Genomic DNA, 25,698 nt, shown 5'->3' with positions numbered 1-25,698 from the left:
TCATTACGCCTGTGCCAACAAGCGTTTTGCTTGGATCAATTGCGTATTCCCCTGACCTCTATCCAAACGTATATGCGGCAAAATCACGGCATAATCATCACCATACTGCTCACACTGTTCGATCAACCCCATCATAAAGCTCAGCTTTTCTTCATGGTTCTGTGCTGGAATATGCTGATAATCAATTTCTAAATACTGTTGTGTTGCTTGTGCCTCAAACATTTTAATAAAAAATCCTTGCCCTCTAGCCACCTGTTTCCATGCAACATTTTGGTAAGAATCCCCATGCTGAAATGCTCTTAGCTCACGAAATTCATCTAAACGATCATGCGCAGCACTCGGCTGATTTTTATGTTCTTTTTGCCACTCATAAGCTTTGGGCGCAATCCAAACTTTTTCCATTAAATTTAAATATGTCCATGCACGCACCAGTCCCAAAGGATAAGTCGAATAAATTTTAATTGCATCAAACTGATAAATTCCGCGCTGTTGTGGAAAAAATGCCAACTCAATACTCTGCTGAGTTTGATTTAAATAAAGAATCTGTTGCTGTTGTTGCCATTGGATTTGTAAATATCGATTCGTCTTTGCAGGCTGCTTAAAATTTAGTTTCAGTGTTAAAACCTGACCGACTTGCCCTACCTCTGCCGTTATTAGCTCAACATGCAGACCATGTAATTGTCTAAAAGTGAGATAAAAACTAATGCATAAAATTGCACTCATTAAAAAACAAAGACCTAAAATCAGGTTATTTGCATAGTTAATGCCTGCAATAAAGGTAATCAGAATAAGAACGATATATAGCAGACCATGAGTATGAATAAATACCAAAACATCCTTTTGCAAGAAGGTTTTACTTTGTTCTACCTGAAATCGCTTTGATACCCACTGTTGTAGTCTGCGCTTTAATCTGTTCTGCATGTGTTCATTCTCGACTACAACACATTAACCGATTGCAAAATCCTTTCCACTTCTGCTTCTGATACCCCTAAACGATGCGTTACCACAGCAACAAATACTGCCTGCACATCGTCTGTACTCACAAAACTACGCCCCTCTACTAATGCATATGCTTGTGATGCAGCTTTCAAAGCCAGTACGCCACGCGTAGACAGTCCATGCGGTTGTTTTCTTGTTTCAGCAGCAAGATCTAAAATATAAGTTAAAACAGCTTCACTAAGATAAACCTGCTGCGCCAGTTCACGTAACTGCAAAATATCGGTTTGATCAAAAACCGCATCTAATTGATGAATCAGCAATTGTCTTGAACTTTGCTGTAATAACAATTTTTCAGCCTGACGAGATGGATAACCCAAAGATAAACGCATCAGGAAACGATCCAATTGCGATTCAGGCAAAGCATAAGTCCCACTTTGAAATAGTGGATTTTGAGTGGCCAAGACCCAAAAAGGTTGTGGCAATTCGTAATTGATACCATCAACCGTGACTGCGCCCTCTTCCATTGCTTCCAACAGCGCACTTTGCGTTTTGGGACTACAACGATTGATTTCATCACCCAACAATATCTGGGTAAAAACAGGTCCTTTTTTAAACTCAAAAACGTGTTCTTTTTGATTAAAAATATTAATACCAATCACATCACTGGCTAACATGTCATTGGTAAATTGAATACGTTGAAAATGCAGACCCGCTAGCCGTGCTAAAGCACTCGCCAATGTGGTCTTCCCCAATCCCGGTAAATCTTCAAATAGCACATGACCACCTGCCAATAAGCAAGTCAGTGCCAATTTGGTTTGTTGTGGCTTATCAAGAATCAGTTGATTCACTTCAACTAAAAAACGTTCGATTTTAGTGCCATAGCCCTGAATATCTTGTTTTATTTTTTGATGTTGCTGCATATGATCTTGAGCTGAAACTTTTTCCAGACCCCACATTATTCTATCTCCCCAAAAATAAAACAGTGCATGATTCAACATACACTGTTTTATAATTTTTTCAAAGAAATCAAATAATTTCTAGCAAGGACATTTTTTCATATTTCCCGAACTTGGGTAACGTGCATCGACACAATGACGATAAAACGTTTTTGCATCCATAGGGGTCAGATCTGGATGATGTGTTTTCATATGCTGCAAATACGTTTCATAGTCAGGCACACCCACCATCAAGCGAAAGCTTTGCTGCAAACGTTGCCACAACACTGCAATACGAGACCAATTTCGTGGGGATAACAGTAATTGTTTTTGCGACATGATCGTAAATTTAATGATCTTTACGATGATCGAACCGCTTTTACGCGCAATCTTAAACTCCATCATGACCTCCTTTCAGACTATTTGCAGTCATTGGGGTTTCAGTAAATACCGCAGGTGCTTCTTTTGCTGTTGGCGTTGGGCTTGCCAAGGCTCTACGAACTGCACCAATTGACGCAATAATCATAACCACAGCAACAATCATAAAGAAGGCACATAATGCAGCATTGATTTGATTCGACAATACAATGGTTTGCATTTCAGCGATCGATTTTGCTGGTGCGAGGACTTCACCACGGGCGATCGCATCCGAAAAACGATTGGCTTGAGCAAGGAAACCAATTTTGGGATTATCGTGAAAAATCTTTTGCCAACCCGCAGTCATTGAGGTGATGACAAGGAAAATCGTTGGAATGATCGTCACCCAAACATATTTTTCCTTTTTCATCTTAAACAAAATCACCGTACCCAAAATCAATGCCATTGAAGCAAGAATTTGGTTACCGATACCAAACAATGGCCATAAGGAGTTAATACCGCCAAGAGGATCAACCACGCCTTGGTAAACGAAATACCCCCATCCTGCAACAGCGACAAAAGTACCGATCAGATTTCCAAAGAATGAACTTGAGTTTTTCACTGCTGGGACAACGATACCCACTGTATCTTGAACCATGAAACGACAAGCACGAGTTCCAGCATCTACTGCTGTTAAAATGAATAAAGCTTCAAATAAAATCGCGAAGTGATACCAAAATGCCATCATCGAGCGATTATTGAAAATCTCTGAAATAATGTGCGCCATACCAATTGCAAATGTCGGTGCACCACCCGTACGAGATAAAACAGAATTTTCACCCACTTCTTGGGCCAAAACAGTCAACATTTCAGGTGTGACCACAAAGCCTAGATTGCGTACAGCCTCCGCAGCAGATTCGACACTTGTACCCAATACCGCAGCTGGTGCATTAATTGCAAAATAGATACCTGGATCTAAAACTGTGGCGCAAATCATTGCCATGATGCCAACAAAAGACTCCATCAACATGCCGCCATAACCAATCATGCGAATATTGACTTCGTTATCAACCAATTTTGGCGTTGTTCCTGAAGAAACCAAAGCATGGAATCCAGAAATCGCACCACAAGCAATCGTAATAAATAAGAAAGGAAATAAACTTCCTGAAAAGACTGGTCCTGTACCATCAATAAAATGCGTTACCGCAGGCATCTTCAGCTCAGGCATCGCAAATACAATACCGACCGCCAAACCAAGAATGACACCAATTTTCAAGAAGGTTGATAAATAATCACGTGGCGCCAGTAGCAACCAAACGGGCAACACAGAGGCAATAAAACCATAGATAATTAATGCCCATGTCAATTGAGTTCCGCTCAACGTAAAAAACTCGCCCCAATATGGATGCTGAGCGACATTGCCACCAAACACAATAGCAGCCATCATCAGCACAAAACCAATAATCGAGACTTCTGCAATTTTTCCTGGGCGCAGATAACGCATGTAAATGCCCATGAACAAAGCAATCGGAATTGTTGCAGCAATACTAAACACGCCCCAAGGGCTATGCGCCAGTGCCTTGACCACAACTAAAGCAAGGACGGCCAAGATAATGACCATTACACCTAATGTACCCAACATCACGATTACACCAGCAAAGGTCCCAAGTTCTTGCTTTGCCATTTCCCCTAAAGAACGACCATCACGTCGAGTAGAGATAAATAGTACTAAGAAATCTTGTACAGCACCTGCAAGTACGACACCAACCAAAAGCCATATCGTTCCTGGTAAGTAACCCATTTGGGCGGCTAAAATTGGACCGACTAAAGGACCAGCTCCAGCAATCGCAGCAAAATGGTGTCCAAACAACACATATTTATTGGTCGGGACATAGTCCAAACCATCATTTAAGCGATGCGCTGGGGTCAATCGCTTGGGATTTAATTCAAAAACCTTGTTGGCAATAAATAAACTGTAGAACCGATAAGCAATGCTATACACACAGACTGCAGCGAGCACTAGCCAGACTGCATTCACATGTTCACCTCGACTCACTGCAAGTATCCCAAATGAGATCGCACCTACAATGGCAACCAAACTCCATAAAAGTTTGGAGGGAAGCGATGATTTTGTTTGTGTTGTTTCCATTCAGAACCTCTCAAATACATAACTTTTCGTTAGTTGTTACATGGCTTTCCATACCTATATTTTCTCTAAGGAAATATCTTCGTTAGTCTATCGTTTTTAAAGGTTGATTTATCTAATACTTTGGCATAAAAAAAGGGATGATTTTTATCATCCCTTCGATCATCGCATAATTAGAATCGCTTATGCACGTTCTAAATAATCACCAGTACGGGTATCTACGCGAACACTTTCATCTTGTTGTACAAATAATGGAACACGTACGACTGCACCTGTTTCAAGTTTCGCAGGCTTACCGCCACCGCCTGAAGTATCACCACGTACGCCTGGATCAGTTTCAACGATTTTAAGTACAACGAAGTTTGGCGGACTCACTGTTAATGGCACGCCGTTAAACAACATAATTGTACATTTTTCATTTGAATCATCTTTTAACCATTTCGCAGCATCACCCATTGCTGTTTTATCAGCAGCGATTTGCTCAAAAGTAACTGGATCCATGAAGTTCCACATTTCACCATCGTTGTAGAGGTAATCCATTTCAACTTCTACAATATCAGCAGCTTCTAAAGAATCACCTGATTTGAAAGTTTTTTCTAATACTTTACCAGAGCGAAGGTTACGCAATTTTACGCGGTTAAATGCCTGACCCTTACCTGGTTTTACATATTCATTTTCCATGATTGAACATGGGTTTCCATCAAGCATGACCTTAAGGCCAGCTTTAAAATCATTTGTAGAATAATAGGCCATGAAAGGCGCACTCCAAACTTAAAACTCGAATCTATTAATGCTAGACTAAGCAAACAGCTGCGGCTAACACTATTTTAACGTATGGCATGATAAACTATTTACATCAAGAGCAAAACTGGCAATCGCAACTCAGTGACCTAATTACTGATCCTTTAGAGCTGTTAAATCTACTTGAGTTATCTATCGATCAACTATTATCAGGGGCAATCCTCGCTTCTGAACAGTTTAAATTGCGTGTTCCTCGTGCATTCGTCGGAAAAATGAACATCGGTGATCCACTTGATCCCCTGTTACTACAAGTTTTACCACATCATCTCGAACTGGAAGAACACCCAGAGTTTGTGACCGACCCTTTAGGTGAAGAAGCAGCTAATCAAATGGCGGGTGTTTTGCATAAATACCAATCTCGCTTCTTACTGACGTTGACAGGCGCATGTGCGATTCATTGTCGCTATTGTTTTCGCCGTCATTTTCCCTATCAAGAAAACCTACCCAGAAATGATGATTGGGACAATATCAAGCAATATATTGAACAAAATCCCCTTATCAATGAAGTCATTCTAAGTGGTGGCGATCCACTAACATTGAACAATCGAAAAATTTCATTATGGTTAGAACGTCTAGCATCTCTCCCTCAAATCAAAATATTGAGAATTCATTCACGCGTTCCGATTGTAATCCCAAATCGTATTGATGAAGAGCTAATTTCTATATTAAAAAACAGTAGGCTACGCATTGTAGTAGTGGTACACTCAAATCACGCAGCTGAGCTTGATGATTTCACCTGCTCAAAGTTATTACAGTTATCACTACACCATATTACCGTGTTAAATCAGGCGGTTTTGCTCAAAGGTGTGAATGATTCTGCAAAAACTTTAACTGAGTTGAGTAACCGTTTATTTGATGCGCGAGTAATGCCATATTACTTACACGTGTTAGATAAAGTTAAAGGTGCACAACATTTTGATTTAAGGTCTTCAGAGATAGACCATATATACAATGATGTATTAGCAAGTTTACCGGGCTATTTAGTACCTAAACTTGTGAGGGAAATTGCGGGCGAAAAAAATAAAACACCGCTTTTTGGGGTTCAAACATTCTGAGATTGATAACACAATGATGAATAATGCTTTTTCGGATATATTTCAAATTCCAACCGTGTTACGACGGGATAAACTCAGCTTTTGTGATACGAATACCAAAAGTTTGAATGAATGGATTTCTAATCTATCGATTATGCAATTAGGTGATACATCCAAAGCCCTTTTTGCAGCATTATTGGAATTGAGTGAATTAGAGTGCTCTGAAACATTACGTTTTGACTTGGTTCAAGTCCTGCATCCAACAATTGAGAATGTCTTAGGTAGCTTAGAAAAGAACTTTTTTAATCAGGGAGTGATTAGTTCTGATCGTAACGAGCATATCATTGAACTTGCAATGTTGTTACGCTGCTATTTTGCAGCCGTTTATATCAATATTGTCCGTCGTAGTAACGACCAACTGGATCAGCAAAAATTTTCGATTTTTGCACTGAATCAAAAGAAAAATTTGCAAACGGCTCGTACACTAGCCACTTTTCAGGCCTTACAACAGTTAACCCAACTGCTCTATCAGCAACACATGCTATATAGTGAGCCTGTTGCAGGACAATGGTTGATTGCTCATCAACTCTATGATGCAGCCGTAACCTATAAATATCATCACACAAATCTAGAGCAAATTCTTGGCACACCAAATCCATTGAGCACAATTGCTCAAGCCTATGCTCAATTGATTTTAATGGATATTTTTAATACCAATCAAATACGTCAATCTGAGATACAAGCGTTATTTCAATGTAGTTTTGATTGGGCAAAAATGGTTCAAGTTTTATCAAAAGAAACTGAGCAGACCAAATACGTGATCGATACCAGTAAAGATCACCCACCTATTTATAATAAAAAACAAAGTTCTGGCTTTTTACCAAATGTATTTATCAGTACACATAGCCTATTAGATCATGTAACTGCAACTTTGCATAAAAATGCTGAGTATGTGTCTAAAAATGAAAAAATTTATTTAACACCCGCATTAAAATTTCATGTACAAACTATTCTAGGAACGATTGCTGAACGTCGACATGAACGTTATGAATACAATGCACAATTACATATTTGCTTTGGTTTACTGACCGCACATTTTTATTTATCCAAAGCAAAAAACTTTGCTGAAACATTGTTCCTAGATCATAGTTATGGTTTACAAAATGAATCCCGCTTCATGTCTTCATGGGATAGAAAAAATACGACTGACAATCAAGAATCTGCCATTCAACGCTTAAATCGTGAAAGTAAAACCGTTTATCAAGCTGATATACTCGACATTAGTGTCAATGGTTATCGTATTAAATGGTCAGGTGAAGCCCCTAAAAATCTAAGAACAGGAGAATATATCTTAGTCAAGGAAACATCACATGGACACTGGCGTGGCGGTGTTATTCGTTGGCTCAAACAATCAACCGAGAAAAGCTTGGAGCTTGGTTTAGAAGTTTTAGCACAAGAGATCTTCCCTTGTGCAGTCCGCATTCAAGCAGATCGACATATTAGCAATTATCACCCAGCACTTTTATTAAAAAATCAAAATCTGGATGAAACCAAAACGACTTTAATATTACCCGGTTCACAAATTTTTCGAGAACACCAAGCTGTTCATTTAAGATTGGGGAAAGAGGAAGTAAAAGTGTACTTATTAAACGCACAACTAATCACCCAAAGTTTTATTCAATTTGACTTTGAACTACTGAATGATGAAGAGCTACCTGTTCTTCACAAGTTTATGGCACAAAAAAATATGGACAAAATTGATCAAGATTTATGGGAAGCATTGAAGTGAGAAATTCTTTACTCTCTAAAAAACTAAAACGGACTGAAACACGTTTACTTATTATTGATGATAACCAGCTGCGCTATAATCGAATTTTAGCTTTATTTGCAACTCAAGATCATCAAGTTCACGCAACTTTACTCGATGACCTCAAGACATTTGAGAAGCAGCTCAATTTACCTTGGGATATTGTCATTTTTGGTCGTGCATATGATCTAAAAATTGAACAAACCCTCTCTCTAATTCAAGCTTCAACTCAACCCAGTCTTCCTGTTTTATTACTTGAATCCGATGATTACAAACCCGATCAATATCAATCATATATTCACAAAGGAATTTATGATGTATTAAACCTAGAATCATCAGAAAAGTTTTATATTCATATTGTTCGAGCACTTTCTTATAGTCGTTTGGTTCAAGGTGAACATCGTTTACTTAGTGAGTTAGAAGCAGCTCAATCTCAAGCTCAATCACTTGTTGCAGAAAGCCATAAAGCTGTTGCTATGCTTCAAGAAGGTATTCATATCAATGTAAATACCGAATATGCAAACCTTTTTGGCTTTGAAAATGCAGATGATCTTGTTGGTCTTCCCATTCTTGATGTATTACAACCTGAAGATTTGGCACAGTTCAAATCACGATTTAAAAAGATTTCACAAGGTCAGTTTGATCAAGCTCGATTTGAACTTCGTACTCAAAATCCAACGATTAAGAATAATCCTTTACAGATTGAATTCTTACCTTCAGGCAATGAAGATGAAATTCAACTTAATATTGAGTGTGGATCCACAACTCAATCTACAGCTACGACCAATACAACATCAAATGCCGTAGAAAAAAATTCAAACTTATTTAATGCATTACAGCAAATTAATCGCCAGATGGTAAATCATCCTGCCAATGCAAATGCATTAGTACTCTTTAGCTTGAATAACTGTCCAAATGAGGTTTTCCAAAAGGATTGGCGTGGTGCAAAAACATATTTTGCTAACATTCCAAACTTCCTCAAAGAACAAGTTAGCGTCCCTATCTATCAAATTGATACAGGTGTTTATGCCGGTTTATTTCAAGCTGAATCAAAAGCCGTTTTAAATTCACTTTTAATCAGTTTAAATAACCTACAGAAACCACAATTATTATCTACGGCTCAATTTACGTTCCCATTACATTTAAAGCTAGGTTATTGTGAACTCAACAAACAAATTCCTGATGAAGCTCATTTCGAACAAATAGTCTCTAAAGCATTCTTAAAAACACTTCCTGTTTTTAATACACCAAAAATTGATACCAATATTGGTATAACAACAGAGCATATTCCAAAGACTGTTCAGCTCACGCTGCTACAAGATCTTAAACAAAAACTGGATGCCGGCGATATTCATTTAAAATATCAGCAAACCTATGACAAACAAGATCAATACACCCATACTTATGAAGTCTCTAGTGGCTTTATACATAACAACCAATGGCAAGAAATCAGTGATCTGCAAGATTTGAAGGATGACCCAGAGTTGTCAGTTCAATTAGATCGATGGATTTTAGTCGAGGCATGTAAACAACTGCATAACTTTATTACTCAGTATCCAAAAGCAAAATTAATCATCAATCTGAACCACCACATTTTACTGAACGATAAGAAGCTACCTGAATTGGTTGCAAAACTACTCACCATCATTGGTAGTAAACAAGCACATCCAATCATCTTACAGTTCTCTGAACAGGCACTCCAACAGAATCTATCCCAAGCTCAACCGCAAATCGCATTGCTACGTCAGCATGGTGCGGAAGTAGCTATTCGTGGTTTTGGTAACTCACTATATAGCGATACGATCCTACAGCAAATTGATACACAATATATTACCTTTCACCCCAACCTTTCAAAGATGCTCTCATCAGAGAAAGAGATGGCCAATTTACAAGAAAAAGTTCTACATTTCATTGCGCAAAAACCAATTGAAATATTCTTAACCGAATTGAACGATATGAATTTATTTGCCAATGCATGGAATGTTGAAACACGCTTTCTTCAAGGAAATTATTTCCAGAAAAAGCTTGATCGTCTAACAGATGTGCAAGACCAATAACACTCGTACCTCACCTTTTTGATAAAGGTGAGGTATAAAAAAAGCATAAAAAAACGGGCATAAAGCCCGTTTTTTGTTTTCTTGATATTAACGTTTGATAGAACGTGACATACCAGAGAAACGTTGTTTGAATTTGTCGATACGACCGCCAGTATCCACATTCTTTTGTTTACCAGTATAGAATGGGTGGCAAGCAGAACATACATCTAGATAAAGTGTTTCTTTACCTAAAGCAGATTTAGTTTCGATAACGTTACCACATGAACAAGTAGCAACTAAAGTTTCGTATTTTGGATGAATATCGGCGCGCATGCTCGATGCTCCTAATAGTAAGAAAGGCTTAAGCTGTTATCGCAATTGATCACTCTCAAATATGAGGAAGGCAAAGTATTCTAAACTTGCAGACCAACACGACAACAGACCATTTCTTTTGACCCACCGAGACCCTAAAAGTCAGAGCAAAGCCAACAAGTGGCGAGCATTATACGCCAATAAATCAAATTTAGCGAATTATTCTTGTGTTGATTTTGACCAACGATTTGCAATGACACCACACACCATTAATTGGATCTGATGAAAAATCATAATTGGTAAAACAATCATCCCCAAAGGTTGCCCAATAAATAAAATCTGCGCCATAGGCACACCGCTCGCCAAGGTTTTCTTTGAACTACAAAAGAAAATCGTAACCTGATCAGCTCGATTAAATCCGAACCATTTCGGAATATAAAATGCCAGTAGCATCACAATGGTTAATAACATTGAGCAAGCAATGATAAGGTAAAGTAAAGTTATACCACTGACCTGCTGCCATAATCCTGCAACGACAGCACTACTAAATGCGCCATAGACCACCATTAAGATCGACCCTTGATCAAATGCTTTAACTATACTCGGCACTTTGACCATATATGGATAAATATAAGGACGTAATATCTGCCCTAGAATAAATGGGACTAATAATAGCAAGGTAATTTGTAGAATCGACTTGGTAGGATCAAAACCATGTTGACTCTGCCCTAGAATAAAAAAACTAACCAGAATCGGGGTAATAAACATACCAATAATATTAGAAAAAGATGCACTACACACCGCACCAGCAACATTACCTTTAGCCATTGAAGTAAAGGCGATTGAGGACTGTACTGTTGATGGCAAGAAGCACATAAACAAAAAGCCCCAATACAATTGTTGCCCCAATAATGGTTCTAAAACAGGTTTAGCCATCAAACCAAGTACAGGGAAAATCAAGAAGGTAAATGCAAAGACCAAAGCATGCATTTTCCAATGTAGCATCCCCTCCATCACAGCTTCACGTGATAATTTTGCACCATGTAAAAAGAAAAGTATTGCGATAGCGACTGTGGTTAGGATATTGAAATAAGATGCAATTTGACCTGAAACTGGTAAAAATGTTGCGAGTACAACCATTGCCACCAAGAGAAGTGTAAAGCGATCCAATGCCAAAATTTTGAACATAACTTATTCCTATTCACCCACTAATTATGATAAAGCCCAATATGATATTGTTGACCATTTGATCGACACATCATACTGGGCTGTATAAATAATACTAGCGCTTTTAAATGAGAAATCTTCAGCTTAAGATGAATTCAAATTAGTTATTACGAGCATTTTGATCCTGTTGAATCAACTCCACCTTATAACCATCAGGGTCTTCAACAAAAGCGATTACGGTCACGCCACCTTTCATTGGTCCAGCTTCACGCACAACTTTACCACCACGTGCCTTGATCTCTTCACATGCTTTATAAGCATCCTCTACACCAATCGCGATATGGCCATAGCCATTACCTAGATCATAACTGCTAGTATCCCAGTTATGGGTTAACTCAAGTACTGTATTGTTTTCTTCATCACCATAGCCAACAAAAGCAAGGGTAAAACGCCCCTCTTCATAATCACGTTGACGTAGCAATTTCATACCAAGTACCTCAGTGTAGAACTTTAAAGACTGTTCTAAATTACCTACTCGTAACATCGTATGTAACATGCGCATCACTATTCACCTGTCTGTTGCTGTGTTGTTTGGCGTTCATGGTCACGTAATAATTTCGCGACCCACACCACTAAAACTAAAATCGGAATACCGATTAAAGTTGTCATTAAAAAGAAATTCGGATAGCCCATGTTACTCACCATCGTACCCGAATAACCACCTAATAATTTGGGAGTTAAAGTCATTAAGGAACTAAAAATAGCATATTGAACCGCTGTAAAAGAAACGCTAGTTAAGCTCGATAAAAATGCAATAAATGCAGCACCAGCCAAACCAGCTGCAAGATTATCCACGATAATCGCGAAATATAACCATAACGAACTGTATTGCTTGATCACTTTACCCGATAACTCTGTATTACCTTGTCGGTTTGGATCAATTGGTACCACTGGCTGAATATCCATATCTAAAGTTGTCGCTACGGAAGCCTCTGGTACAACATGATATTGTCGCGTTGCTATGAGACTTTGTTCACCAGCATTTTTCAAATTTGCAATTGCAGTAATTTTTTTACTCGCTGAAGCTTGTAATATTTGCCCATTAATCACACCACTAAATAGACCATGTGGATCAACTTTCGCAATAAACTCTTGCTCGTCTAGTTTCAATACGATAGGTCGCTCAATGTCTAGTTGGTCAACATGAATACCCGCCAATTGCCCTTTAATGACTAGACTCTGCTTTAACTCATTAACATTGAGTTGATCATCATTACTAATCGGTAATAATTGAATCTGGGGCTGTTGTGTTGCAATTAAGTATGGCAACTCTAATTGAATTTTAGACTCAGCTTGGTTTTTGAATTGTGCAGCTACCTGCACCGAATCTGCCTGTTTTAGTATTTGGGTTGGGACCTGAACTTTCCAATAACCAACTTCATCTGTTGTTGCTTGATAAGAATGATTTCCAACCTGAACCTGAACTTGATCCAATGGCTTACCAGATTTAACCAAACCAATAAAAATCAGATTTGTCGAACTTGCAAGCACTGCACCGATAAACATTAATTTCATAATGTTCATCCGTTGTGCAAGCAAACCACCAAGAAAACCACCTAATAGGCTAAACAGAACACCATATACTTTCACGGCTTCCGCTATTTGCTCTTTACTGAAGTTCAAGTCCTGATAGAACACATTGGAAATCACACCAGCAATGATATCGGATACGCGGAAGAAACCGATCAACAGCAATAAAACTAATGCGAGCTTTACACCATAACGCTTAAAAAAATCTAGAATAGGTGCGACCCATGTTTCATGCGCCATTTGTTTATTTACAACACCCATTTTAACAAGACTAAAACCAATAAAAATAGCGGTTGCTGTCGCTGTCAAAAATCGTAATGCTTCCAAACCAAAAAGCGCTGCGGTATCTTTGATCGCAGTTGCTTGGATCAATGCTTGTGTAAGCTGACCAGAATAAATATATGTCACGACAAAAGTTGTGACCGCTAGAAAAAATACCAATACTAAACGATAGTAATCAGTCTTCTTATAATCTTTATAAACACGATCTACTTTAGGCTCACGCACAATCAGTGTGGTAATAATCCCGACGACCATAACAGCCGCCATGGTCAAATAAGTATATTTCCATGCTTCGTAAATATAATTGCCTTTTGCTGTACCTAGATAGGCAGCTAAGAACAAGGCCCCAGCACCCGCAACAATCATCCCAATGCGATAACCAGCATTGTAAGTTGACGCTAAAATGGTTTGCATCTCAGTTTCTGCCAACTCAATACGATAAGCATCAATAACGATATCTTGAGTTGCGGCAGAAAAGCCTAATAAAACTGCACCAGCAGCCATTTGTACTAAATAGCTCCGCCCCAATGATGGGTCCGAAAATGCCATAATACAGATTGCACAGATAATCAAACATTGAGCGATTAACAACCACGCTCGACGACGTCCTAAAGTCCTGGTTAGAAATGGTACAGGTAGCTCATCAATCAACGGCGCCCATACAAACTTGAAGGAATATCCCAAAGCAGCCCAACTAAAAAAAGTGACTGCGGTCTTATCAATCCCTGCTTCACCTAACCATAAAGATAAGCTCGAAAAGATAAGTAAAATGGGTATCCCTGCTGAGAAACCAAGAAATAACATAATCAGAGCACGGCGGTCTAAAAATGCTTTAAATGCAGATGCCCACCCAGAGGCTTGTGTCGTCATTGCTTATTATTTTCCTGAATATTCGAGAATCTGCCTATTCAATCGTTTCTTGCATCTGCTTGCAAGTTGCTTTATGCAATCATTGTTTTGTTTTGTCGATAAAAAACACAAGTTCGCTTGATCTTTAGGTCTAAAACTGTATACCTTTAATTAATTAAATTTCGTTTTATTTGTTGGATAGCAACAGTGACCCAAAAACTTGATCAAATGACTGCAACAACTTTATCTTTAACACCAACAAACACGATTACAGTAACGCTCAACTCCATTCCAAGTGCTTTTGAACAGACGGATATACAAGAAACTCTAACCAAAACTGCTTTAAAACCAAATCAACTAACTCATATTCCCGACTTGGCCAAAATTCCAAGTTCAACCAAACGGATTAAACCGCTAAATAACTTTTTAGGGCAAGATCGCGCACGTGCTTCAGTAGAGGCAGGCATCTCATTACCTTATTCAGGTTATAACATTTTCGCAGTAGGCACAGCTGGATTGGGCAAACGCACCATGATCAAACGCCTATTACAACAACACGCTAAAATGATGCCAACACCTGATGATTGGGTGTACGTCAATAATTTTAAAAACCCTAGACAACCGCTTGCATTGCGCTTTCCTGCAGGACAAGGTTCAAAGTTCCAAAATGCATTACAACAAACTTGGCAAATCATTTTAAAGCAACTCGAACGGCGCTTTAGTGCAGAAAGTTATCACAATCGTATTGAACGTATACGACAGGCTACAGGCGAGGTACAGCAACAAGCTTTAGCAGAGCTAACTAAAGAAGGAGAAGAACTGGACTTAAAACTGGTTTCTCGTAACGATAAACATGTTTTTATCCCGATGTTACTCAAAGATGATGAATATCATGAGTTAACCCAAAACGATCTGAATAATTTAAGTAATAAAGAAAGAGCTGATATCTCTTCTAATATTCGCTATATGGAGAAAAAACTCGAACGTTTAGGTCTCCATCTCGGTGATTTAGAAGATGATGCACGTGATCAAGTCTCCAGTTTAAATCGTGATATCGCAACCCAAGTTGTGATGCCACGCGTAGAATCTATTTTAAATAAGAATAAAGAGGTCAAAGGTCTAGATTTATATTTAAAACAATATGCTGAAGACATTATTGAAAATGTAGAGTTAATTCTCGAACAAGAAGAGGATGACTTTACTCCTGCCTTATTTAACCGAGTACCTGCTCGTTATCAAGCCAATGTGATCATTTCAAATAAACCCAATAGTGGCGCACCTGTCATTTTTGAAGATTTTCCAACCCACTACAATTTACTCGGGCATGTTGAACAACTCACGCATAACGGAACGATCACGACTGATTTCACCTTAATCCGCCCTGGTTCATTACATCGCGCGAATGGGGGGTTTTTGATGCTCGAAGCAGAACAACTACTCGAACAACCTTATGCATGGCAGGGCTTAAAACGCGCATTAAAATCTGGTCACCTAAAACTGTCATCTCTAGAACACATGCTAACCCTCACGGGCAGTATTTCAATTGAACCAGCATCAGTACCTCTAGAAATCAAGGTCGTTTTACTTGCAGAACCTGAAATTTATTATGAAATTTTAGAAGTAGAACCAGAATTAGGTAGCGTCTTTAAAATCCGTGCCGATTTCACTGATACATTACAACGTAATGACAGCAATGAACAAGCATATATGCAACTGATTGCTGACTATGTACAAGCAGATAAACTGTTGCCATTTGATCGTTCAGCACTTGCTGCTTTATTAACTGACTCGAGTCGTCAAGCTGAGGATCAAAGCTCCCTATCCTTACATGCTTCTACATTGGGTGATTTGATTCGTGAAGCACATCACCATGCATTTAAAGCAGACGATAAAATTGTTACGCATGATCATGTCAATCAAGCATTACACCATCGTCAATATCGCTTAGGTTATTTACGTGAATTGTATTGGCAAGATCTATCTCGCGGCACACAGTTGATTGAAACGTCTGGACATCGCTTAGGACAGATCAATGCTCTTTCTGTCATCCATTATGCAGATGTGGAATTCGGTCTCCCTTCACGTTTAACAGCGTCCGTATATCAAGGTGGTGGAGATATTCTCGATATCGAACGAAGTGTTGAACTTGGTGGCTCCTTACACGCAAAAGGTGTGTTATTGATGTCGAGCTTCCTTAAAGCACACTTCGGACGTGAACAAATCCTTCACTTCTCTGCCGCCCTTGCTTTTGAACAAAGTTACGGGCAAGTTGATGGCGACAGTGCTACGGTTGCTGAATTATCTGCATTGATTTCGGCTATTTGCCAAATCCCGATTGACCAATCTTGGGCAATTACAGGGTCAATGAACCAACTTGGTCAAGTTCAGCCAATTGGTGGTGTTAATGCTAAAATTGAAGGTTTCTATGATGCTTGTAAACTTCAAGGATTAACAGGTAAACAGGGTGTCATTATTCCTCGTCAAAATATGCAACATTTAATGTTACGCCAAGATGTGATTGAAGCTGTTGAGGCTGGACAGTTCCATGTACATGCGATTGATACAATTGATCAAGCATTAGAGATTCTGATGGCTCGACCAGTAGGAACACTGGATAAAAAAGGTCGATACAGTAAAGACTCCATTTATGCAGCGGTTATGGAACAATTAGAATATTGGCAAGCTATTGAAGACGGTGATGCTGTCGAGGACGATGAACCAAAGAAAAAGAAAAAGCGCAAAAAGTCTAAAAAAGAACAAGCCGAGTCTAAAACTGTGGATGAGACAGTTGAAGTAAAATCACTCAAACCACAGACCAAAGTGAAAGCTAAACGTAAATAAGTAAAAAAGCCATGTTTCTAAAGAAACATGGCTTTTTTCTCAAATTTCAATGATTGCTAAGCGACACCTTGCAAGGAACGCCCTCCTGGGAGTTGGGCAAAATACTGCTTCAGCGCATCAATACAACGATGAACTTTGACTGGGTACTGTTCACGCTTTGAAGTTAATGCTTGTAACGTATAAGTCGGCAATTGCCAATCAGGTAAAACCTCAACTAAAGAACCGTTTACTAATTCTTTTTGCACATCCATATACAAAATACGTGCGATCCCAAGCCCTTGTTGGCATAAAGATTTAGCCACAAAAACATTATTTGTCCCCAAACGTGTCTGCATATCCACGTTCACCACCTCACCGCTGAGTCCATGGCGAAAGGTAAAATGCTGAAAATTTTGCATTAATGTCACAGGAAGCAATTCATGATGAATTAAATCCTCTGGTCTAGTAATTGGAGAAGATTGATTTAAATAACTTGGGGACGCAACTAAAATCTGATCCACACGCGCTAAGGGAACAATTGTTAATTGTGGATCATCCACCTTTAAGCTCATTCGAATTGCAATATCAATCCGCTCTGCAATCAAATCAATATAGCGATGATCAGCTTCAAAATGAATAGCTAAACCTTTGTGCGCGGACATCCAATGAGATAAGGCTGGAACTATATGTAATGCACCTAATTCTGGTGTTGTCGCAATACGTAAATCACCTACAAGATCATCACGCAGCTCATTGATCCTAATCTTCCCTCGTTCTGCTGCAGCTAACATTTCCTGACAACTTAAAAAGAATGCTTGCCCAGCCTCAGTCAAACTTAATTTTCGGGTGGAACGGTGGAGTAAAGTAACATCCATTTCTTGCTCTAATGAGCGAATCTGCTGGCTCACTGCGCTCGTTGTTATGCCTAAGTCTCTAGCAGCCCCACTGAATGAACTCTTTTCTACAACGCAAGCAAAAACCCCCATTGCACGCAATTGATCTAACATATGCTTCCCTCTCAATTTATTAATATGCTTATTGTTCTAATAAAAGCAAACACATTGAGTATACAGAGAAGTCTATTGATAGACTAGTGATTATTAACAATTTGTTGAAAGTTTATTAGGGCCTATTAATAGACCCTAACCGCAAAAAACTAGTTCGGTACAACCGTCGTTGGATTAACCGGTTTACCATCCAAACGAACTTGGAACTCAAGCATCACACGTGAAGCCCCAGATGATCCCATTTCTGCAATTTTTTGTCCTGCAGTCACATTATCACCGCTCTTCACCAACATTTTACTATTATGTGCATACGCCGTGATATAACCATCCACATGCTTCACTAAGACCAAATTGCCATATTCTTTTAAACCATCAGCAGCATAAACCACTTGACCATTTGCAGCTGCGAATACTGGATCACCAACATTACCACCATAACGAGTACCCTTCACATTACTCGCCAAATTAAATCCTTCAATCACAGGACCATTTGATGGTTTTACCCAACGTAGACCGCTCGCTAAAGTTGACGGTGGGTTGACAGGAACAACTGGTCGTTGCGGCTGTACTGGAGTGACAGGTTTAACGGGTGGCGCAACTTGTTGTTGTGTTGGCAAATTAATGCTTTGACGCTGAATAGGTGCAGCCTGATTCATCGCTTGTGTTGAAGTTGTACGCTGAGCAGCCGAGCCTTTTAAACGCAAAGATTGATTTACGTAAATCCGATATGGTGGAGCAATACCATTTAGAGCTGCAATATCGAGGTAATTCATACCATAACGATTTGCAATGCCACTCAATGTATCACCAGAACGAACCGTATAATAATTCGGGGCATTTGCATAACTTGCCCCTCCAGCGACTTGAGGTTTAGATGCACAACCGCTAATAACAGCCGCCGTAACAACCGCTGTAGACAATACGATTGTTTTGATCAATTTTTTTGACTGAAAAATCGAGACGTGGTTTAAGTGCATCTTCGTCCTCATCGAAAAATCCTTAATCTATTTTCGCCTTAGAGTACCAAAAAAGTGAGAAAAAACGAGTATTCACGCACGAAATTCACAAAGTTATAACATTCAAGTCTCTAACCATTCACATGATTATGCAAATTATCTAACACCTCATAGTTAGTCGCATCCATTTGAATTGGTGTAATGCTTACATAACCATTTGACACCGCAAAAAAGTCAGATTGAATATGACTTCTCGATGCAGGTTGTCGCTCAAGTACAGCCTCTCCTGCCAAACCAATCCAAAACACTTGGCGGCCGCGAGGATCAACATGACTACTAATCGGTTTCGATTGGCCTCGGCGTCCTTGATAGGTTACTTTAGTCCCTTTGATGTGTTCTACATCAGGAATATTAATATTAAAAATATGACGAGGCGGTAAAATTGGTAAACCTTGAGCAATAAAATCATGCACCCATTGTGCAGCTCGGGCATAATCTTGCGGCTGCTCATAGGAGCGCACATTCGATCCTGCAAGTGACACTGCAATTGCTGGATGTTTCATCAAACGCCCCTCAAATGCTGCCCCCACAGTACCCGAATAAAGTACATCATCCCCTAAATTCGCACCGCAATTGATACCGCTTACGACAAGATCAAACTCAAAATCAAATAAACCATTCATCGACAAATAGACACAATCGGCAGGTGTGCCATTTACCGCCCATACATCCTTAGAAATCTGGACAGGTCGCAAAGGACGATCTAATGTTAATGCACTTGAATAACCACTTCGCTCACTTTCAGGTGCAACCACAACAACACGACCTAACGATTTTAATGCCTGAGCCAAAGCTTGTAGCCCTGGTGCAAAAACACCATCATCATTTGCTATTAAAATATTCACTACGTTCTCATCTCTTCAATTTCGAGCGATTGCTACTTCACCCCTATCGGTAAAATATGTCAATAGCCCTTTTACTACTCAGTTTTCATAATTGAATTATTCCTTCAATTATATATATTTACCACTTCATAGTATTAGAAATTTATACAGCCATGAGACATTTATCTAAATTTATTCGTATTATTGGGGTTAGCTTCTCACTTTTTACGGCTCAAGCAATTTTTGCAGAAGCAATTTCGGTTCAAGAAGCAGATGCACTGATTAAAGACGATATTGCCAATGCTCAAGTTCTCATCGAAATGTGCCCAAAACTGATTGGGAAAAATGCTAAATTTGATCAAAATATCAATCAAATTATTGCATCATATTTAGAAGGTTATTCAAACCAATCAGCATCATTGCAAAGTCTACAAACAGATAGTGATTTTAAAATATCATTAAAAGAGGCTCGTGCAGCAGCAAAAGAGATTGATCAAGCTGAGCAAAAATCGGTCTGTGAAGATGTACTCAATTTTGAAGGTTAATTAAATTTTAATGAATGTGGTAGCTTAGTTTAAGCTAAAACCAAGCTACCAACTTATAACTATAAAGTCATATTTAATTCAAAATATTGAATCCAAATCTTATTCTCTAACGTCATCAATTACCAAGCATCAGGTTCTCTAACCATGTGAACAATATTGGCTGGACTGCTAATCCACCCTCCTTTAAATCCTTCTGGCAAGGGTTCAATTTCATCACAACGTACAATGCCTGCCTCACTAAGATATTTCGCTGCCTCAGAGAAATTATCAGTAAATAGTTCTAACCAAAGCTCTGCCTGACTTATTTTAGGTGCAGTATCGATCCATAATTTTACTGGACCAAATTCAAAACCAATCTCTGATCCTTTATCCGTAATTTGTTTAAGACCAAGCACATCACGATAAAAAGCAACAGTTGCTTCAAATTGGTGTGGTGGAAGTTTCAGTGCAATATCAACTCCACCACTAAATTTAGTTTTCATTATTCAACTCCTTGTATATGAGTCTGTTTTTGTTTTACTGGTATTTATGGACAAGATTTAATTCCAAGCTCAGATTTAAAATCACATTTCCTCCATTGTTCCTACAGCAAGTATACAATTTTATTTTTCGGCTATGCTAAGTTATGCAAATTATGTAAGGTCTGATTTGAGTTTAGCTTGTTATGAAGAAAAATGTTTTTAAAACACTAAGTTTGTCTTTGTTGATTGCTTCAAGTGCACTGGCATCTACTGTTTTTGCCGCTAATGCGAAACAGGAATCAGAAAATATTGATGTCACCGCAACCGTACAAAGTACTACTCAGGAAGAGCTTGCGGCAATCTATGTACTCTCAGAAATTTGCCCAAGTTTAATTGAGCAAGATAAAAAGTTCGATCAAGGTTACGAACGCTTAGTCAAAGAATACTTACCTAAAGAATCCAAAGCTGTAAATGTATTGAATACACGCGCAAAAGCTAAAGATTTCCAAAAATTCCTCGTTGAAGCACGTAAAGATGCAAGCGCAGCATCTCAAGCGCAAAATCGTCAAATTTGTGAAGATGTTCGAAATTATAAATGAAATATTCATAAGAACTTAGCAAGAATTTGTCTTTCATAAGTCCTGGTTACAATACTGTGTGAAAAAGCCGATTTCCCCCATAGAAGTCGGCTTTGCTTTGTCCTAAAATGCTAGGCTCATCTGCACCATATTAAGATATTGGAACTACCTAGAATGACTCGAAAAAGCGCTCTTGCTGCATTATTACTTTTGCCAAGCTTTTCATATGCAGCGACTGTCCTATCTGCTCCACCAGAATTAAATAATAAATCCTATGTATTAATGGATTATGAAACTGGACAGATTCTCGCTGCAAAAAATGAAAATGAAAAACTTGCACCCGCATCTATGACGAAAATGATGACAAGTTTCATCATTGAACAAAAATTATTACAAGGCAAATTAACTGAAGATGAACATGTGCGTATGAATGAATCAGCTTGGTGCCGTGGCAGCAGCGCTGAATCTTGTATGTATGTTCCGTTAAATGGCACTGCGACTGTATTGGAAATGCTACGCGGCATTATCGTTCAATCGGGTAATGATGCATCAAAAGCAATGGCTGAACACATTGCGGGCAATGAAGGTACATTTGCTCACATGATGAACCAAGAAGCCAAACGTCTTGGTATGACCAATACCAACTTCGTGAACTCAACGGGTATGCCTGCTGAAGGTCATTATTCGACTGCTAAAGATATGGCGATCTTGGCTCAGCATATTATTAAAGATAGTTCGAAATATTACCCAATTTATTCTGAAAAAGAATTTACCTTTAATGGGATCAAACAAGGTAACCGTAACGCTTTGCTCTATACAGACCCAAGTGTTGATGGTTTAAAAACAGGTCACACCAGTGAAGCAGGCTTCTGCTTAACAACCTCAAGCAAACGTGGTCCGATGCGTTTGATCTCGGTGATCTTTGGTACACCAAGCATGAACGAACGTGCAAATCAAACACGTGCGTTGTTAGCTTGGGGCTTTGCAAACTTTGAAACCGCAAATGTCCAACCTGCAAACCAAGCAATTGCCAAAGCAAAAGTCTGGTTTGGTAAGCAAGATGAAGTACAAATTGGTCTAGCTGAAAACTTCAATGTGACGATGCCGAAAGGTCAAGCTGATAAAATCAAAACACAACTTGTGGTTCAACCACAGCTCAACGCACCTTTGGCTCAAGGTCAAGTCGTTGGGAAATTAGTTGCAAGTCTTGATGGTAAAGTCATCGCTGAAAAACCTTTGGTTGCACTCAAACCTGTTGAAGAAGCTGGCTTCTTCGCGCGTATGATTGATCGTATCAAGCTATTCTTTAGCAGCTTTTTCTAAGCCCTGACTTTTGAATAGTTAATTTAAGCATTCAGGCTGTTTAGTCTGAATGCTTTTTTACTTTATAATTCCACTATCGTTTATCTTGGTTGATCCCATGACTAAAAACATTCGCTCTTATTTAGACCAAACACCTGATATTGATGCAAGCTGTTATATTGACGATATGTCAGTCGTGATTGGTGATGTCAAATTAGCTGAGAATGTTTCGGTTTGGCCCTTTGCGGTCATTCGTGGCGACGTAAACTCAATTCAGATTGGCAAAAATAGTAATGTACAGGATCATTGTATGTTGCATGTCAGCCATAAAAATCAATCTAAACCAAACGGTTCACCTTTAGTGATTGGTGAAGATGTGACTGTTGGGCATCATGTGACTTTACATGGTTGTACCATTGGTAATCGTGTCCTGATCGGCATTAATACTGTCATTTTAGATGACGTGATTATTGAAGATGATGTGATGATCGGTGCAGGTAGTCTTGTTCCTCCCCGTAAAGTCTTAAAAAGTGGTTATCTGTATGTGGGTAGTCCAGTACAGCAAGTCCGCCCTCTCACAGATAAAGAAAAAGCATTTTTACCTTATTCGGCGCGTAATTATGTGAAAGTGAAGAATGATTATAAAAATCAAGTAACCGCATAATTAAGAGATAATAATGGTCAAAGTATCTAAAAAACTCTTATATTTGGGTTTTATTTTACCTTCGCTTGTTGTTTAACTCATATTTTTAGTCATCATATTATTTTCTACTATTAGTGAAATATACTCTGGCGAACATGTTATTACTCGGTATATTTTCAGTATCACTGTATTAGAAGCAATATGGTTTATCATCACCAGTGCAATAGGTATGTACTTATTCTTCATACTTCTGTTTTGTGGCACTCAATCCATCATCTATTCTTTTTTGATGAACTATATCATTTTCCCCAAAGTAAAAAGTCATTTTAGAATAGTGTTAATCAGTGGTGTACTCGGTGGGCTATCAACAACTCTACCAGTATTGTTCCTTTGTTTTTATTCTGCTTTATATGGAACAAGTGATTCTTCAAATATTTATAATAATGAAATTTTAATCATGCTTGGTCCCGTATTTGGTTTTGGGTTCGTAATAGGTCTGTTTTCAGGTTATTTTTTATTAAAAGCATACAAGTCACAAGAAAAGGCTTTAACCTAGCCATCTTGCCCCAAATTTTGTAGAATACGTTTTTTAAAATCATGGTGCTTTCTATGACCGCTTGGACACCTCATGTCACAGTCGCCACTGTTGTCGAAAAAGACGGACGTTTTTTGTTTGTCGAAGAACACAGTGAGGGCTATGTACATACTGTGTTTAACCAACCTGCTGGTCATGTCGAATGCGGTGAAACCATTATCGAGGCAGCGATCCGTGAGACCTTAGAAGAAACAGGTCATCATGTAGAAATAGATCACTTGCTCGGTATCTATACCTATACACCTCCAATGTTTCCAGATCGTACCTATTACCGTTTTTGCTTTTTAGCGCATGTCACTTCAGTTGAAGAAAATGCGCAACTGGATACAGGTATTGTCAGTGCAGTATGGATGAACTTGGATGAGCTACAAGAAACAGCTCGTGCACGTAGCCCATTGGTTTTAAAAGCTGTTCAAGATGCCCTCGCTGGCAAGAAATATCCTTTATCGCTTATTTATGAGCACCCTTTTTCTCCCTCATTAACTTCTCATTTGGATGCTTAATTAGATGCAACAACGTGTCATCGTCGGTATGTCTGGTGGTGTAGACTCCTCTGTTTCTGCCGCGCTTTTACTTCAACAAGGATATCAAGTTGAAGGTCTTTTCATGAAAAACTGGGAAGAAGATGATGGTACGGAATACTGCACAGCACTTGAAGACTTGGCGGATGCACAAGCCGTAGCAGATAAAATCGGGATCAAACTGCATACAGCAAATTTTGCAATGGAATACTGGGATCGTGTATTCGAGCATTTCTTAGCAGAATATGCCGCTGGTCGCACGCCTAACCCTGATATTCTCTGTAATAAAGAAATCAAATTCCGCGCATTCCTTGATCATGCGATAACATTGGGTGCTGACTTCATTGCAACCGGTCATTACGCACGTCGTGGTGCGAGTACGCAAAATTCACGTGGTGAAACTTACGCGCCATTACTACGCGGCGTTGATAATAATAAAGATCAAACCTATTTCTTACATGCAGTGCATGGCCGTGAAATCAACAAGACGCTGTTCCCTGTTGGTGAAATTGAAAAACCTCAAGTTCGAAAAATCGCTGAAGAACTAGATTTAGCAACAGCCAAGAAAAAAGATTCAACGGGGATCTGTTTTATTGGTGAGCGTCGTTTTAGTGATTTCTTAAAACAATACCTCCCTGCCCAAGCTGGAAAAATTGTCTTAGACAACGGCAAAGAAGTTGGTGAACATCACGGCTTAATGTACTATACGCTGGGTCAACGTGGTGGGATTGGTATCGGTGGTATGAAAGGTGCACAAGAAGGTGCATGGTTCGTACTACATAAAGATGTTGCCAATAACCGACTAGTGATTGGTCAAGGCCATGAACATCCATTGATGCAAAGTACGCAACTTTGGAGCGAGTCGATTGACTGGGTTGCAGGTGAACAGGAAATTCCAACATCAGGTTTCCGATGCACTGCCAAAACGCGTTATCGACAACCTGATCAAGCGTGTACAATTTATCGTGATGATCATAACGAAAATGGTATTCGTGTTGAATTTGACGAACCACAAAGAGCCGTTACTCCTGGGCAAAGTGTGGTGTTTTACTCAGGAGAGGTCTGTTTAGGTGGTGGCGTGATTCACCACACCAATGCACCTCAACCCGATTTTATCTAAGGATATTGGAA

23 protein-coding genes are annotated in these 25,698 nt (G+C 39.0%); 10 read left to right on the top strand and 13 right to left on the bottom strand.

The window, feature by feature from the left end; all coding sequences use genetic code 11:
* Positions 1 to 3: 3 nt before the first annotated feature.
* From F2A31_RS05770 to efp, 5 genes are all read right to left on the bottom strand, one after another.
* Positions 4 to 921: a DUF58 domain-containing protein gene (locus F2A31_RS05770; protein ID WP_150025567.1), complete on the bottom strand. Its 918-nt coding sequence runs from the start codon at positions 919 to 921 to the stop codon at positions 4 to 6.
* Between the two features lie 14 nt (positions 922 to 935).
* Positions 936 to 1,895, bottom strand: coding sequence for an AAA family ATPase (locus tag F2A31_RS05765; protein ID WP_005089856.1), 960 nt, complete (start codon positions 1,893 to 1,895; stop codon positions 936 to 938).
* 81 nt (positions 1,896 to 1,976) lie between these two features.
* Positions 1,977 to 2,279, bottom strand: coding sequence for a YbdD/YjiX family protein (locus tag F2A31_RS05760; protein ID WP_008941998.1), 303 nt, complete (start codon positions 2,277 to 2,279; stop codon positions 1,977 to 1,979).
* Complete coding sequence (locus F2A31_RS05755) at positions 2,266 to 4,380, bottom strand: carbon starvation CstA family protein (RefSeq protein ID WP_150025566.1); 2,115 nt, start codon at positions 4,378 to 4,380, stop codon at positions 2,266 to 2,268. Before F2A31_RS05755 ends, F2A31_RS05760 begins: the two co-directional genes overlap by 14 nt.
* 180 nt (positions 4,381 to 4,560) lie before the next feature.
* Positions 4,561 to 5,130, bottom strand: coding sequence for an elongation factor P (gene efp / locus F2A31_RS05750; protein WP_038342518.1), 570 nt, complete (start codon positions 5,128 to 5,130; stop codon positions 4,561 to 4,563).
* A gap of 86 nt (positions 5,131 to 5,216) precedes the next feature.
* Here efp and epmB point away from each other — a divergent pair, with 86 nt between their 5' ends.
* The 3 genes from epmB to F2A31_RS05735 are packed head-to-tail and all read left to right on the top strand — an operon-like array spanning position 5,217 to position 10,076.
* Positions 5,217 to 6,233 carry an EF-P beta-lysylation protein EpmB gene (epmB, locus tag F2A31_RS05745; RefSeq protein WP_150025565.1) on the top strand — a complete coding sequence of 339 codons (1,017 nt, stop codon included), beginning with the start codon at positions 5,217 to 5,219 and terminating at the stop codon, positions 6,231 to 6,233.
* Positions 6,234 to 6,246: 13 nt separating this feature from the next.
* On the top strand, positions 6,247 to 8,001 hold the full coding sequence (locus F2A31_RS05740; RefSeq protein WP_150025564.1) for a GTPase: 1,755 nt from the start codon (positions 6,247 to 6,249) through the stop codon (positions 7,999 to 8,001).
* On the top strand, positions 7,983 to 10,076 hold the full coding sequence (locus F2A31_RS05735; RefSeq protein WP_150025563.1) for an EAL domain-containing protein: 2,094 nt from the start codon (positions 7,983 to 7,985) through the stop codon (positions 10,074 to 10,076). The genes F2A31_RS05740 and F2A31_RS05735 overlap by 19 nt, the downstream gene beginning before the upstream one ends.
* Positions 10,077 to 10,163: 87 nt before the next feature.
* On the opposite strand, the gene rpmE is transcribed toward F2A31_RS05735, so the two are convergent.
* The 4 genes from rpmE to F2A31_RS05715 form a co-directional block, all read right to left on the bottom strand.
* Positions 10,164 to 10,388: a 50S ribosomal protein L31 gene (rpmE, locus tag F2A31_RS05730; protein WP_004639630.1), complete on the bottom strand. Its 225-nt coding sequence runs from the start codon at positions 10,386 to 10,388 to the stop codon at positions 10,164 to 10,166.
* A 198-nt stretch (positions 10,389 to 10,586) separates the two neighbouring features.
* Complete coding sequence (locus tag F2A31_RS05725; protein WP_150025562.1) at positions 10,587 to 11,555, bottom strand: bile acid:sodium symporter family protein; 969 nt, start codon at positions 11,553 to 11,555, stop codon at positions 10,587 to 10,589.
* A gap of 139 nt (positions 11,556 to 11,694) precedes the next feature.
* Positions 11,695 to 12,096, bottom strand: coding sequence for a lactoylglutathione lyase (gene gloA / locus F2A31_RS05720; protein WP_150025561.1), 402 nt, complete (start codon positions 12,094 to 12,096; stop codon positions 11,695 to 11,697).
* Positions 12,097 to 12,098: 2 nt separating this feature from the next.
* Complete coding sequence (locus F2A31_RS05715; protein ID WP_150025560.1) at positions 12,099 to 14,276, bottom strand: AmpG family muropeptide MFS transporter; 2,178 nt, start codon at positions 14,274 to 14,276, stop codon at positions 12,099 to 12,101.
* A 186-nt stretch (positions 14,277 to 14,462) separates the two neighbouring features.
* Between F2A31_RS05715 and F2A31_RS05710 the strand changes: the two genes are divergently transcribed.
* Positions 14,463 to 17,096, top strand: a complete 2,634-nt coding sequence (locus F2A31_RS05710; RefSeq protein ID WP_150025559.1) for a Lon protease family protein — start codon at positions 14,463 to 14,465, stop codon at positions 17,094 to 17,096.
* Between the two features lie 56 nt (positions 17,097 to 17,152).
* On the opposite strand, the gene F2A31_RS05705 is transcribed toward F2A31_RS05710, so the two are convergent.
* The 3 genes from F2A31_RS05705 to surE form a co-directional block, all read right to left on the bottom strand.
* On the bottom strand, positions 17,153 to 18,082 hold the full coding sequence (locus F2A31_RS05705; RefSeq protein WP_150025558.1) for a LysR family transcriptional regulator: 930 nt from the start codon (positions 18,080 to 18,082) through the stop codon (positions 17,153 to 17,155).
* 149 nt (positions 18,083 to 18,231) lie between these two features.
* Complete coding sequence (locus tag F2A31_RS05700; protein ID WP_150027691.1) at positions 18,232 to 19,059, bottom strand: peptidoglycan DD-metalloendopeptidase family protein; 828 nt, start codon at positions 19,057 to 19,059, stop codon at positions 18,232 to 18,234.
* A 110-nt stretch (positions 19,060 to 19,169) separates the two neighbouring features.
* The gene (surE, locus tag F2A31_RS05695; RefSeq protein ID WP_150025557.1) at positions 19,170 to 19,943 is read right to left on the bottom strand and encodes a 5'/3'-nucleotidase SurE; all 774 of its coding nucleotides are present in this window, start codon (positions 19,941 to 19,943) and stop codon (positions 19,170 to 19,172) included.
* 152 nt (positions 19,944 to 20,095) lie between these two features.
* Here surE and F2A31_RS05690 point away from each other — a divergent pair, with 152 nt between their 5' ends.
* The gene (locus F2A31_RS05690) at positions 20,096 to 20,467 is read left to right on the top strand and encodes an MCR_0457 family protein (RefSeq protein WP_150025556.1); all 372 of its coding nucleotides are present in this window, start codon (positions 20,096 to 20,098) and stop codon (positions 20,465 to 20,467) included.
* Positions 20,468 to 20,586: 119 nt separating this feature from the next.
* On the opposite strand, the gene F2A31_RS05685 is transcribed toward F2A31_RS05690, so the two are convergent.
* Positions 20,587 to 20,949, bottom strand: a complete 363-nt coding sequence (locus tag F2A31_RS05685) for a VOC family protein (RefSeq protein ID WP_150025555.1) — start codon at positions 20,947 to 20,949, stop codon at positions 20,587 to 20,589.
* 182 nt (positions 20,950 to 21,131) lie between these two features.
* On the opposite strand from F2A31_RS05685, the gene F2A31_RS05680 reads away from it, so the two are divergent.
* The 5 genes from F2A31_RS05680 to mnmA all read left to right on the top strand — a co-directional run bounded on the left by F2A31_RS05680 (position 21,132) and on the right by mnmA (position 25,687).
* On the top strand, positions 21,132 to 21,527 hold the full coding sequence (locus tag F2A31_RS05680; protein WP_150025554.1) for an MCR_0457 family protein: 396 nt from the start codon (positions 21,132 to 21,134) through the stop codon (positions 21,525 to 21,527).
* A 153-nt stretch (positions 21,528 to 21,680) separates the two neighbouring features.
* Positions 21,681 to 22,829 carry a D-alanyl-D-alanine carboxypeptidase PBP5/6 gene (dacC, locus tag F2A31_RS05675; RefSeq protein WP_150025553.1) on the top strand — a complete coding sequence of 383 codons (1,149 nt, stop codon included), beginning with the start codon at positions 21,681 to 21,683 and terminating at the stop codon, positions 22,827 to 22,829.
* 97 nt (positions 22,830 to 22,926) lie between these two features.
* Positions 22,927 to 23,472, top strand: coding sequence for a gamma carbonic anhydrase family protein (locus tag F2A31_RS05670; RefSeq protein WP_150025552.1), 546 nt, complete (start codon positions 22,927 to 22,929; stop codon positions 23,470 to 23,472).
* 588 nt (positions 23,473 to 24,060) lie between these two features.
* Complete coding sequence (locus F2A31_RS05660) at positions 24,061 to 24,549, top strand: NUDIX hydrolase (RefSeq protein WP_150025551.1); 489 nt, start codon at positions 24,061 to 24,063, stop codon at positions 24,547 to 24,549.
* A gap of 4 nt (positions 24,550 to 24,553) precedes the next feature.
* Complete coding sequence (gene mnmA, locus F2A31_RS05655; RefSeq protein ID WP_150025550.1) at positions 24,554 to 25,687, top strand: tRNA 2-thiouridine(34) synthase MnmA; 1,134 nt, start codon at positions 24,554 to 24,556, stop codon at positions 25,685 to 25,687.
* The last annotated feature ends 11 nt before the right edge of the window (positions 25,688 to 25,698 follow it).

It is taken from the genome of Acinetobacter suaedae, assembly GCF_008630915.1.
GTDB classification, from domain to species: Bacteria; Pseudomonadota; Gammaproteobacteria; order Pseudomonadales; family Moraxellaceae; genus Acinetobacter; species Acinetobacter suaedae.
This window is presented reverse-complemented; position numbering and strand designations above follow the sequence as displayed.